This is a genomic window from Streptomyces sp. 142MFCol3.1 (genome assembly GCF_000424945.1).
Classification (GTDB): Bacteria; Actinomycetota; Actinomycetes; order Streptomycetales; family Streptomycetaceae; genus Streptomyces; species Streptomyces siamensis.
In genome coordinates, this window is the sequence record NZ_AUKV01000009.1 from 62,130 (window position 1) to 73,832 (window position 11,703).

The following is an 11,703-nucleotide window of genomic DNA, read 5'->3' on the forward strand; positions in this document are numbered from 1 at the left end:
GGTTCGCACGCAAGGCGACCTTGTGTGCGAACCGGGCCGCCGCGCTCCGTCCACTTCAACCCCTCACAGCTCCCGGGCGTCAGGTGTGGCTCTCTCCAGATCGGTGACGCTGCCCGACATGATCGTCCGTACGTGCTCGGTGATGTGCTCGGCCGGCCAGTCCCACCAGGCCACCGCCAGGAGCCGGGCGACGTCCCGGTCGTCGTAGCGGGTGCGGATGAGGCGGGCCGGATTCCCGCCGACGATGCCGTAGTCGGGTACGTCGCCGGTCACGACGGCACCCGAAGCGATGATCGCGCCGTGCCCGATCCGCACGCCGGGCATGACCGTCGTCCCGTAACCGAACCAGACGTCGTTGCCGACGACGGTGTCCCCGCGGTTCGGAAGGCCCGTGAGCAGGTCGAAGTGGTCGGCCCACGAACCGCCCATCGTGGGGAACGGGAAGGTCGAAGGGCCGTCCATGCGGTGGTTGGCGCCGTTCATGAGGAACCGCACGCCCGTGCCCAGCGCACAGAACTTGCCGATGACCAGCTTCTCCGGCCCGTAGTGGTACAGCACATTGCGCGTCTCGAAGGCCGTCGGGTCGTCCGGGTCGTCGTAATAGGAGTACTCCCCGACCTCGATCAGCGGAGACGTCACCAATGGCTTGAGAAGCACCACTCGCGGCTGCTCAGGCATCGGATGGAGCTCTGTCGGGTCAGCGGGGACGGGCATGACGAGGGACTCCTCAGGGGCTGCCGGGCGGGGATCACTCCATGATCGCGGCACTGAGCCGTGAAGCTCAGCGATTCACCGCTCGCGTGTGCGCGGGCAGCCTCACCGGCATCGCGGTCCCGAGCCAAGGAAAATCGACAGTAAAGGGGCATAAGTCAATGAACCCCCTCTTGGTGATCTCGAGTACGCGCGATGTCCTCGATGTCCGTCGGGCGTCCAGGGTCACTTCGCCATTTCCGTCACGCTTCTTGAAGCGCGGGATTCGCCGGGATTCAATCTGTCCGTCACCGGCTGAAGTCGCTTGCGCGGCTCCGCTAACATGATCGAACTCACGACGAGTGCCCTGATCGCCCACCCTTTACGGAAAACTGTGCTGTCTGGCGCGAGGAGTGACTTATTAACCAATACCTACCAAATCGGCCAAACAATTGATACCTAGAGCGTCGCGTGCACCTTCGCGAATAGATAGCAGAACTGCGTTCGCCGCGTGGCGCCGACCGCGGACGATGTTGTGGACCGCGACAGGCGTGGCGGTTCTCGGATTCCTCGTCGCCCTGGAGATCGCCGCCCGCCACTACGGCCTGCCCGGGCCGATCACGAACCAGGCGCAAGAGGTGATCTTCGGCCCGCGCTCGGGACCACTGCTGTACGGCGGTCTGGCGCTCATGATGGTGGTCCTCACCTGGCGGCAGCGGCTCATCGCGCTCGGCACCGCGATCGGCATCGACGCCGTCTTCTGCCTCGTGAGACTGGTCGTCGACGCGAGGCCGAACTTCGGCAACGGCGCGCTGTGGGTGATCCTGGGCTGTGCCGTCATCGCCGTCACGCGGCGCACCGGCCGGGAACGCGCCCTGCTGCTAAAAGGCGTCGGACTGGGCCTGCTCCTGGTGGCCGGCCACAAGACCGGCGACACCTGGCTGCTCATCACGTCGAAGACCCGCCCGGCGGTGCTCGACCCGTACGTGGCAACCGCCGATCACGCGCTCGGAAACCCGTCGTGGCTGGTGGGCCGCATGGTCGAGGCCACCGGCCCGGTCGGCGCCCACACCCTCCACCTCGTCTATGGCCAGCTCCCACTGGCAGCGGCCATCTTCGGGCTTTACCAACTGCGCAACGTCGCGGTCGAGCGTCGCTTTCCCAGCCACCATCTGGTGCGCACGTTTCTGGTCATCGGCCTGCTCGGACCGGCGATCTACATGCTCTTCCCCGTGGTCGGCCCCGTCTTCGCCTACGGCACCGGCGCGTTCGGCACCGGCGGCCAGCAGTGGGCGATCGCCGACCTGTGGCCCCACACCCCGCCGCCGATCGCCCTGCACTCGATCTCGTTCGACGAGATCACCCCACGCAACTGCATGCCCAGCCTGCACACGGCCTGGGCCACCTCGCTCTTCCTCCATTCCCGCAAGGGCCCAAGGGTGCTGCGATACACCGGCACGTTCTGGCTGATCGCCACGCTCACCGCGACCCTGGGATTCGGCTACCACTACGGCGCGGACCTCATCGCCGGTGTGGTGTTCGCCCTCACCATCGAGTCCGCGATGCGCGCGATCGCCCGGGGCTGGGACCGCCAGGCAACCCAGCTCGTCGCCTACGGCACGGCCGTCTTCGCCGCTCTCCTGGTCTCCTATCGCTATCTGCCGTCGGAAATGGCCAAGCACCCCGAGGTGTTCGGGCCCGTCCTCCTTCTGGCGATGGCATCCGTCATCTACGGCTACGTGCGGACCACCAAGCTGTGGGAGCCCAAGGCCGCACCGGCGCAGCAGCCGGAACTTCAACCCGAACCGGCGTGAGGGCGACACCGGTCCGGACAGCAGGTGCTCCCGCCTGATCCACGCGGCCGCGACCCGAGACATCGGGTCGCGGCCGCGCCGTATAGGGTGCCGCCGGCTGTCCCGGTGCCCCGTCAGTGGTCGTGCCGGACCTGGCCGAGCCGGCTGACCACGGCGGGCTCACGGTGGTCGAAGAACAGCGAGGCGCCCGTGCCGAAGGCCGCGACGGCGGCCATCTCCTGTTCGGTGAGCGCGAGGTCGAGGACGTCGCGGTTCTCCGCCATGCGGTCGGCGCGGACGGACTCGGGGATCACGATGACATCGCGCCGCCGGCGGCTGCGATGTGTGCGGCACGACTTCCGCAACGGGAGAGGTGGTATGTCCTTGGGAGCGACTTGCCGATCACCAGATTGAGCAGCAACAGGTCTGGCCGAGCTCGTCGCGGGACGGATGTGCAAGGATCTCCGAGTGAATGATCTACGCGTCCGCCTGGCCCGCGAAGCCGACCTGGCCGTCCTCGTCCGCCTTCGCGACGACGCGGCACGCTGGATGCTGACCCGAGGCATCACCGGGCAGTGGCGGCCGGGAGAGCTGGACGAGGGCCACTTCCGCCGGATCATGGGAGACGGCGAGATTTGGGTCGCGGAGGCGGGTGGGTGCGTCGTCGGTGCCTGGGAGTTGTGGTGGGACGACGAGGCCGCCTGGGGTCCGCAGCCACCTGTGGCCGGATACGTGCACCGGCTCATGGTGGACCGGGGCGCCGCTGCTCCCGGGACGGGGCGGCTGCTGCTGAGCGCTGCGGAAGACCGAGTGGCCGCGGCGGGGCGGACAAGTGTGCGCCTGGACTGCTTGGCCGGTAACGCACAACTCAACGCCTACTACCGGAAGGCCGGTTACCGCATCGTGGGCCACAAGGAGGGCAAGCCACAGCCGAGCGGTACACCCAAGTCCTTCACGCTGCTGGAGAAGGAGCTTCGGCAGGCGGGGCGGGGCTGACACCGTAGGAGAGCATCGTCCTCCATGGGCAGTTCCTCTCATCCGGTTCGGACGGAGCCGAACGCGCCCGACGCGCCGACCCGACCGCCACGCACACTGTCGGCCTTCACCTTTGGTCAAGGTCAAGAACATGGAGAGCAGTGACGGTCAGGGCGCAGCAGCCGGCATGGTGAGTCGACTGGCGCGGACCCGTGATGCCCGGACCATTGCACTGTGGACGAATACCAGGACTTCGGTGGGGCGGCCCCGGTGGACACGCTGGAGGTGGCGCAGACGGCCAGGACGGCGGTGGCGTGGCTCCCGCCGCAGGAGTTGTGGCCGCCGATCCAGGACATTCGCTGGGAGCACGATCCACAGGTGCGCCGGTGGCCGCCGCACGTGAATCTGGTGTTCGGCTTCGTGCCGGAGGAGGAGTTCGAGCGGGCTGTGCCGTTGCTCCGCGCCGCCGCGGCGGAGAACTCGGCGTTCACCGTGCGTCTGGCCGGCGTGCGGTACTTCCGGCACCGGCACGACGCGACGGTGTGGCTCGATCCGGCCGCCGCGGACCAGGCGCCCTGGGCCCGGCTGCAGACGACGCTGGCCATGCGGTTCCCGCTGTGCCGCGGCCGTGGCGCCCGCTTCACCCCGCATCTGTCCCTCGGCCGGACCCAGGACCCGAAGCGTCTGGCCCCCGAGTTGTCCGCCCGGATCGGCGTGTTGTCGGCCGCGGTGGAGGACGTGGTGCTGCTCAGTCGGCGCGGAGCGGCACCCATGCGAGCCCGAATCGTGGTCAGGCTGGGCACGGGAGAAGTCTTGCGCGTGCCGGAGGATCCAGGTGCGCCCGTGTGACCCCGACTCCGACTTCGATTCCGACTTCGATTCCGACTTCGTCGCGGACCGCGGCTGGGCTCAAGGCATCGGGCATGGTCGACCAGTTTGTCTCGGCGCGGCGTGACGAGCGGGGGCTCCGACAGAGGGAGGGCGGCGACAAGAGCGGCTGCGCGTACGTTCGCGTCGTCGTCCCCGATCAGCGGGTGCGCCGCGGAGCAGAAGACCGGACGGAGATCTCGAAACGCGCGCATGTCCGGGCCCTCGTCGCGAAGGCCGTGCGGTCGGAGAGCCGCCCACGGGAACGGTGGCGTGCGCGACAACCAGCCGGCGCCCCGTCGTCCGGCTACTCCACGGCCGGGTCCTCCTGCGCTCGCCGCACAGCTGCCTTGACCGCCCGCTCCACCTCCTGCGGGTCCACCTGGGCCGCCTCGGCGTGGGCCGATACCGCCGCCTGCACCGCATCGGCGGCCGACCGCCACACGTGCCACTGCGTGTCGTACGCCTCGCCCGTGAGGCCGGCGAGTTTGGCCCGCTCGGCTTCCGCCGCGCATTCCAGGCTGATCAGGCCGTCGGGGATGTCAGTCACGGTGGGATCCTAAGCCGACGGCAGAAGGCTCCGGCGGCGACCTGCGGGCGGAATCCGTTTTCGGCGCGGGGGAGAACGGTGCTTCGCGCGCCTGTTCGCCGATGCGGCACGCGGGTCGACACGGGCGGCCACGGGTCGGGGCGACGACGGTCCCGTGGTCGCGGTCGTGCACGCTTGCGGACGGGACAGCGCCTCGGTGGCCGCCTCCTGACGACCACGACCTGCCCGCCGGCCCGTGGTTGGTTCATTCGGGCGCCGCGCACTGGTCGGCTGCAACTCGAACGGTGCCCCGGCCACTTGCCCGCTGCCGTCGAGCGGGACGAGAGCCAATGTCGTGAACGCGCAGTGAGGCGGTACCGACCCGGTCCGCGATCTTCTTGGTGACAGCCACGCTTGATCGACGGCACACGCACGGCCGCTGCGGCCAAGAGTGAATACTGGCTCCCCACACAGAACACGCACGAGGAGCCTGCCAGTGACCGGCGACACCCGCATAGGACCGCCCAACTTCGGAAGCGAACGCGACATGCTCCGCGCGTTCCTCGACTACCACCGCGCGACCCTCGCCATGAAGTGCGAAGGGCTCACCGACGAGGAACTGCGCCGGCAGTCGATGCCGCCGTCCACGTTGTCGCTGCTCGGTCTCGTGCGGCACATGGCCGAGGTGGAGCGTGCTTGGTTCCGCCGCGTGTTCGAGGATCACGACGTTCCCATGGTGTGGTCCGACGAGATCGACTTTCAGGCTGCGTACGACGCGAGCACGTCGACCCGGGACGAGGCGTTCCAGGAATGGGAGGCCGAGGTGGAGCACTCGCGCCGCATCGAGCGGGAGGCGGAGTCCCTGGAACAGGCCGGTTACCAGCCGAGATGGGAAGAGGAAGTGTCGCTGCGGATGGTGATGGTGCACGTGCTCCTGGAGTACGGCCGCCACAACGGACATGCGGACCTTCTGCGTGAGGGGGTCGACGGGACCGTGGGCGCCTGAGTCCGTGCGAACCGCCGCGCACGCGACGCGTCGCGTGCGCGGACCCGCGGGTGGCCGGTCGCTGCACGGGGGTTGTCAGTGGCTGGTACTAACGTGCCGCAACGTCCCGTCGATCTTTGTACGTTCGAGGAGCCATGATGACCGGCGCCACACCCGAGTTGCCCGCGAAGGATCTGCTCACACTGATACCGGAGTACGCGGGCTTTGTCCGGGACACCACCCTCCTCAACCCGGAGCCCGGCGCCCCTGGCGTGCGGGAGAGCTCGTTGGGGGGCCCGGTGTTGTGGCCCGCGGACGAACCGTGGCCGTACTGCGCGGAGGACGACCACTGGACGTTCGGGTCCGACTGGCGCAACCGCACCGAGATCGTCCCGGGGGCGGTGCCGATGGTGCCGATCCTCCAGCTGTTCGCCCGGGACGTCCCGGGGTTGGAGTTCCCGGAGGGGAAGGATCTGCTCCAGTTGGTGTGGTGCGCGCTGATCCATGAACAGGACGCCGGGCTGGTCGTTCCGAAGCTGTACTGGCGCAATGAGGCGGAGGTCGTGGCCGGAGGGCCGCTGCTCGAGATCCCCGCGGTGAGCGAGGGGGAGTACGACCCGGACAACATCCCGGTTCCGTCCACGTTGTCCCCGGCGACCGCGGAGGACCATCCGAGGTGGCGCGATCTGCCCAAGGACATCTGGGACACCTGGGAACCTCGCCTCCGGTTGCCGTCCGGCGGTTCCATGTGGCCCCCGGACTCCAACGTCATCGGGACGAAGGTCGGCGGCTGGCCCGCCTGGACACAGCCTGCCGACTGGCCGGACTGCGAGAGCGGACACCGCATGGAGCACCTGCTGACCATCACGGGCGACATCCAGCTTGGCGACTGCGGCGGCGTCTACTTCTTCCATTGCGGCCAGTGCCCCGACCACCCTTGGGACTGGCGCTTCGACTGCCACTGACGGCTGAGGTCGGATCAGTCGTCAAGCAGTGGGCGACCAGAACACGGACCCCTGCCGTGCCCCGATGGCTGCCCACGGCGAACCGGGAGTCTTTGTGAACCGGTGGGGCGACACATCGGCCCCGGCATCCCCGGGGCACGGTGCCCCCCGTGATGTCCGCGGGTCCTTCGATCAGGCCGACGCGCACCCGCGGGCGCGTGTCGGCTTCCACGCCGCCAGGACACCTCTGCCGCCGGGTGGTGTCGTCTCCTGGAGCTGATCGGCGAGGCGGCGGACGATCGGCGGCAGGAGTTCCGTCCCCGGGTCGAACTCAGCGCCGAGGGACGGCGGCAGGTCGTCACCCTGCCGCCGACCGTCGCCGAGCTGACGGCGATGACCAGGCGATCCTGGAGGAGTGCGCGAGAACGGGACAGTGATCGGCAGGTGGTCGCGTGGGTGCGACTGCGCCGGGCCCGCGAGCGCTGTGGCGTACGTCCCGGCCTCTCGAATGAGACAAGGCCGCGCGCGTTGCGTATCGCATCACGACGAAACAGCAGGGCGCGGTCTGCTCCGTGCGACTCAACTCCGCTCCATGGGAGCCACGTCGGGGACGCCGGCCGTCACCGCGGACGCACGTGATCGAGGAGGACTGCCGGTGGGACTCAACGACCCCGAGCCGCAGCAGGCTCCCGGTTCCGGACCCGATATCGCGCAGGAGATACAGCACTCCTTTCAAGCCGTGTTCGATGCCCTGGACGCCGCCCGCGCAGACCTCTACGCGGGCGAGGAGCGGTTGGAGCATGCCGGGGTGCCGTCACCGCCCGGGGCCCCGCACGGCGGACCGGCCACGGGCTCCGGCCTGGCCGTGTCGACTCCGGTCTCGGTCCCGGTCCCGGTCGCCGTGCCGACCCCGGCCCCGGTCGCGGTCGCCGTGCCGACCCCGGCCCCGATTCCGCCTCCGGCACTGCCTCCGCGCCCACGGATGCGACCGCCGGGGAGTGTCCCCGTCCCGGACCAGGGACGCTCCCACGGCGCCCCATCGCACCCCGAGGAGCCACCGCGGACCGCCGAACCAGGTCGACACCGAGCTCAGCAGGACCTTGTGGTCGAACAGCTGTGGCCGCCCGGTCCACGTCCGGAGGGTGATCCGGTCCCGCCGGAGGGCAGGCCGACGGCGCCGCGTCACGCAGGCCCCGCGCACGCGGCGAAGAGAGGTCTTGGGTGGCGGCGCCTCGTCCATCGGCCGGAAGCCCGCGTCGCCGGTGTCTTCGGTGTGGGTGCCGTGAGCGGGTTGGTTCTCGCGTCCTCGTTCCTGGTCGGCAATCACCCTGCGCCGCAGGAGAGTTCGCCGCCCGCCGAACGGCTGCACCAGCCGGTGCCGGACACGCCGGATCCCTCGCTTCCCGAGATCCCGGGGACAGGTGTGCTGCGTCAGGGGGACAGCGGCCACGGAGTGTACGAGCTGCAGGTACGTCTGCTTCAGATTCCGAACGTCTACGAGGGCGGTGCGATCGACGGCCGCTACGGCACAGAGGTCCGGGAGGCGGTGGCCAGATTCCAGGAGTGGTACGGCATTCGCGGGGACGAGACCGGCGTGTACGGCGACGAGACCCGACACGCTCTCATGCTGCGGACCGAATAGCCCGCGGATCTGTACGCGACGGTGCGCGTGAGGGGCCGGCGGGGGGCGTCCGTCCGTCGGCGGTCAGCCAGCGCGTCAAGGCGCTCGAACAGCGCACCGGCCGAGACAGCCGCCCCTTCCCCCTCAGGCTCTGGCCCGACCGCCTGTCACCGTCAGATGTCGCCCTTGATCATCGCGTGCAGATGCTGGTCGTGCCATCCGTCCTCGTGCAGCAGCGCGCTGCGCATCGTGCCTTCGACGGAGAAGCCGGCCTTCGCCGCAACGCGGCACGACGCGGGGTTGGCGACCGAGTGGCACAGCCGCAGCCTGTGCAGGCCGAGGTCGTCGAACGCCCACTGACTGAGGCGCTTTGCGGCTTCGACCGCGACGCCTCGACCGCGTCCGGCCGGCAGGATCCAGTACACGATCTCGGCGCTGCCGTCGGCGAGGTCGATGTCACCCCAGCCGATCAAACCCACGGCCCGGCCGCCGTGGTGCGGGGCGATGGCCCAGATCGCGCCATGTCCATGCCGCCAGCGTTCGTGCATACGGTCGATGCGCGTGCGTGCTTCCGCCGGTGAGGGCACGATCAGCCGGTTCCACCTGCGGATGGCCGGATCCTGGCCGGCGGCGACCAGGGCGTCGGCGTCGTCGGCGCGCCAGGGACGCAGTTCCATGCCGCGGTCGAGGGTCAGCACGGGTTGGTCCATGGCGGCCATGCGGCCCGCGGGAACGACGGGTGGGACGGCTGAAGTGATCACCGCGGCATCCTGCCACAGCTCGATTCCGGACAGCCCGAAGGTGGGCCGGGTACGTCGTTCGTGCTCCGCGTAAGGGCTTACTGCGACGTCCGGTTGTCCAACTCTGGCTCGATGAAGGCTAGTTTGCGCGCACCGACTTGCCGACCCTTTGACGATCCGTTCCAGCGGCGTTAAGCCAGAGGTCTGTGAGCGTGTTGTGTGCAGTCTTTAGGGTCCCTGAAGATTTCTAAGGAAGGGACGCATGGACGCACTCCTAGCGGTCCGGGCTCGCGGGATCACCAAGTGTTTCGGCGATGTCGTCGCGCTCGACGATGTCGATCTCGACGTGACACAAGGTCAGATCCACGGCCTGGTGGGACCGAACGGCGCAGGCAAGACGACTCTTCTCGGCCTTCTCCTAGGGCTGGCCGTCGCCGACAGCGGGGAACTGGAGATCCTGGGCTCGCCGGTCGGGCGGGCGCTCGCGGCTGCCGACGGTGTCGCAGGCTTCGTCGACGGGCCCGGTCTCTACCCCTCGCTCACCGCCCGACAGAACCTCGCCGCGCTCGCGGCTCTGCGAGGACGCGACGCGCGGACGGCCGGGGTCGACGACGTGCTCGACCAGGTCGGACTCACCGATGTCGCCGACGACCGGGCCCGCGGTTTCTCCCTGGGCATGCGTCAGCGGCTCGGACTCGCCGCCGCCCTGCTCACCAGGCCCCGGCTGCTCGTGCTCGACGAGCCGTCCAACGGCCTGGACCCGGCCGGCAAGAATCACGTGCACGGTGTCCTCAACCGGCTCGCGGCAGACGGCACATGTGTCGTCCTCTCCAGCCACCGCATGGACGACCTCGAAGCGCTGTGCTCCGACGTCACCATTCTCGCCACGGGACGGGTTGTGTTCTCCGGCCCGCTGGGAAAGCTGGCCGCCGAGAACCGCGAACTCGACTACCGGTTGATCACCTCCGACCCGCAGGCCGCTCGCCTGCTGGCCGCCGAGACCGCCGGAATCCACCTCGTCGACGACACAGGCGCACGGCGTGACGGCGAGCGGCTCGTCGTACGCGCCCTCGTGCCCGCTCTCGACGAACTCGTGGTCCGACTGGTGCGCGCGGGCATCGCGCTGCGCGAGCTCGCCCCGGTGGTGTCGCCGCTCGAAGCCGCGTTCCTCGCTCTCACCGAACAGCAGGAGGCCGTCGGATGACGACCGCGACCGTCGCCGTCGACCACGACGCCAGAGCCCGTCGTGTCACCGTCGCCCGCAGCTACCGCTTCGAGCTGCTCAAACTGGTGTCGCAATGGCGGATCCGCCTGCTGCTCCTGGCCTGCTGGATCGCACCGGCGCTCTTCGTCGCCGCGGTCAGCCGGCAGAGCACGCTGCCCAGCGACACCCTCTTCGGCCGCTGGATGCACGCCACGGGATGGGCCGGACCGCTGGTGGTGCTCGGCTTCGCGGGCACCTGGGCGCTTCCTCTGCTGACCTCCGTGATCGCCGGCGACGCGTTCGCCTCCGAGGACCGGCTCGGCACCTGGCGCCACCTCCTCGTCGCGGTCCGCTCACCCCGCCGGATCTTCGCGGCGAAGGCGCTGTCCAGTCTCACCGTCATCCTGCTGCTCGTGGCCGGACTCGCCTGCTCCGGCGCGGCCGGAGGCGTCCTGACGGTCGGCAACCAGCCGCTGGTCGGTCTCGACGGCCATCTGCTGGCACCGGGGGACGCCGCGGGGAAGGTGTTCCTCGCCTGGGCGTGCGTACTGGCCCCGACCCTGGCTCTCGCCGGGATCGGGCTGCTCGGGTCGGTCACGCTGGGGCGCTCCCCGATGGGGCTGCTGCTGCCCGCGCTCGTCGCGCTCGCGATGCAGCTCGCCCAGATGATGCCACTGCCCGTCGCCGTCCGCCTCGCCCTGCCCGGCTACGCCTTCATCGCCTGGAACGGCCTGTTCGCGGATCCGGCGCAGCTCGACCAGCTTGTGATCGGCATCGTGGTCGCTCTGGTCTGGGCCGTGGCCACCACCGCGCTCGCCTGGCTGCTCTTCCTGCGGCGCGACTTCACCAACCCCGGCTACGACGGCTCGGGACGCCGCGTAGTCACCGGCGGGGTCCTCCCGCTGGCCGGGCTGCTCGCCGTGACGGTCGCGGTCGTCGCCGCGACGACCGGGGCCACGGGCTCCGGCATCGAGCAGGACAAGGTGCAGGCCTCGCTCGCCACGGCGTTCGCCCACCTCTACCGCGTGCAGACCGACGAGCTCAACCGTCCGGCCGTCACCGAAGACCGGCTGAAGGCCTCCGCGGCCTGCGACAAGGGCAGCGTCAAGGTCAGTGCCGAAGGCCCCGGCAACGACTGGCGTTGCGTCGTCACCTGGCATCTGCCCGGCGTCGAAGCCGCGGGCACGGCCATCTACCAGCTCGATGTCGCCCCGGACGGCCGCTTCATGGCCGACGGGGACGGACCGAAGGAGGTCAACGGCTACTTCCTCGTCCGCACTCCGACCGGAGACGCACCGAACCCGCTCTGGCAGTTCGACGGCAACGTCGAACTGCTTGCCTCCTCGAAGGGATGA

12 protein-coding genes are annotated in these 11,703 nt (G+C 69.6%); 8 read left to right on the forward strand and 4 right to left on the reverse strand.

Translation table 11 applies throughout. The features are described from left to right. Nucleotides 1-63 precede the first annotated feature (63 nt). Nucleotides 64-714: a CatB-related O-acetyltransferase gene (locus H305_RS0114630; protein ID WP_028801043.1), complete on the reverse strand. Its 651-nt coding sequence runs from the start codon at nucleotides 712-714 to the stop codon at nucleotides 64-66. 506 nt (nucleotides 715-1,220) lie between these two features. Here H305_RS0114630 and H305_RS0114635 point away from each other — a divergent pair. Further along, the gene (locus H305_RS0114635; RefSeq protein WP_028801044.1) at nucleotides 1,221-2,504 is read left to right on the forward strand and encodes a phosphatase PAP2 family protein; all 1,284 of its coding nucleotides are present in this window, start codon (nucleotides 1,221-1,223) and stop codon (nucleotides 2,502-2,504) included. 113 nt (nucleotides 2,505-2,617) lie between these two features. Here the strand turns inward: H305_RS0114635 and H305_RS0114640 are convergent, their stop codons facing one another. After that, nucleotides 2,618-2,797 carry a hypothetical protein gene (locus H305_RS0114640; RefSeq protein WP_028801045.1) on the reverse strand — a complete coding sequence of 60 codons (180 nt, stop codon included), beginning with the start codon at nucleotides 2,795-2,797 and terminating at the stop codon, nucleotides 2,618-2,620. Between the two features lie 136 nt (nucleotides 2,798-2,933). On the opposite strand from H305_RS0114640, the gene H305_RS0114645 reads away from it, so the two are divergent. Together H305_RS0114645 and H305_RS0114650 are read left to right on the forward strand one after the other, a co-directional pair. After that, nucleotides 2,934-3,479 carry a GNAT family N-acetyltransferase gene (locus H305_RS0114645; protein WP_037763939.1) on the forward strand — a complete coding sequence of 182 codons (546 nt, stop codon included), beginning with the start codon at nucleotides 2,934-2,936 and terminating at the stop codon, nucleotides 3,477-3,479. Nucleotides 3,480-3,692: 213 nt separating this feature from the next. Then, entirely contained in the window at nucleotides 3,693-4,307 is a 615-nt protein-coding gene (locus H305_RS0114650) for a 2'-5' RNA ligase family protein (RefSeq protein ID WP_028801047.1), read from the forward strand. Nucleotides 4,308-4,632: 325 nt separating this feature from the next. On the opposite strand, the gene H305_RS0114655 is transcribed toward H305_RS0114650, so the two are convergent. Then, entirely contained in the window at nucleotides 4,633-4,875 is a 243-nt protein-coding gene (locus H305_RS0114655) for a hypothetical protein (protein ID WP_234020803.1), read from the reverse strand. Between the two features lie 475 nt (nucleotides 4,876-5,350). Here H305_RS0114655 and H305_RS0114660 point away from each other — a divergent pair, with 475 nt between their 5' ends. The 3 genes from H305_RS0114660 to H305_RS54765 all read left to right on the forward strand — a co-directional run bounded on the left by H305_RS0114660 (nucleotide 5,351) and on the right by H305_RS54765 (nucleotide 8,425). After that, nucleotides 5,351-5,860 (forward strand): DinB family protein, encoded by a 510-nt coding sequence (locus H305_RS0114660; RefSeq protein ID WP_028801049.1) that lies wholly within the window; start codon nucleotides 5,351-5,353, stop codon nucleotides 5,858-5,860. A 137-nt stretch (nucleotides 5,861-5,997) separates the two neighbouring features. Beyond that, nucleotides 5,998-6,804: a DUF1963 domain-containing protein gene (locus H305_RS0114665; protein WP_028801050.1), complete on the forward strand. Its 807-nt coding sequence runs from the start codon at nucleotides 5,998-6,000 to the stop codon at nucleotides 6,802-6,804. Nucleotides 6,805-8,065: 1,261 nt separating this feature from the next. Further along, nucleotides 8,066-8,425, forward strand: a complete 360-nt coding sequence (locus H305_RS54765) for a peptidoglycan-binding domain-containing protein (RefSeq protein WP_234020805.1) — start codon at nucleotides 8,066-8,068, stop codon at nucleotides 8,423-8,425. A gap of 152 nt (nucleotides 8,426-8,577) precedes the next feature. Here the strand turns inward: H305_RS54765 and H305_RS0114675 are convergent, their stop codons facing one another. Continuing rightward, nucleotides 8,578-9,123: a GNAT family N-acetyltransferase gene (locus tag H305_RS0114675; RefSeq protein ID WP_051370619.1), complete on the reverse strand. Its 546-nt coding sequence runs from the start codon at nucleotides 9,121-9,123 to the stop codon at nucleotides 8,578-8,580. 283 nt (nucleotides 9,124-9,406) lie between these two features. Between H305_RS0114675 and H305_RS0114680 the strand changes: the two genes are divergently transcribed. Further along, complete coding sequence (locus H305_RS0114680; RefSeq protein ID WP_028801053.1) at nucleotides 9,407-10,348, forward strand: ABC transporter ATP-binding protein; 942 nt, start codon at nucleotides 9,407-9,409, stop codon at nucleotides 10,346-10,348. Next, on the forward strand, nucleotides 10,345-11,703 hold the full coding sequence (locus H305_RS0114685) for an ABC transporter permease (RefSeq protein ID WP_028801054.1): 1,359 nt from the start codon (nucleotides 10,345-10,347) through the stop codon (nucleotides 11,701-11,703). The genes H305_RS0114680 and H305_RS0114685 overlap by 4 nt, the downstream gene beginning before the upstream one ends.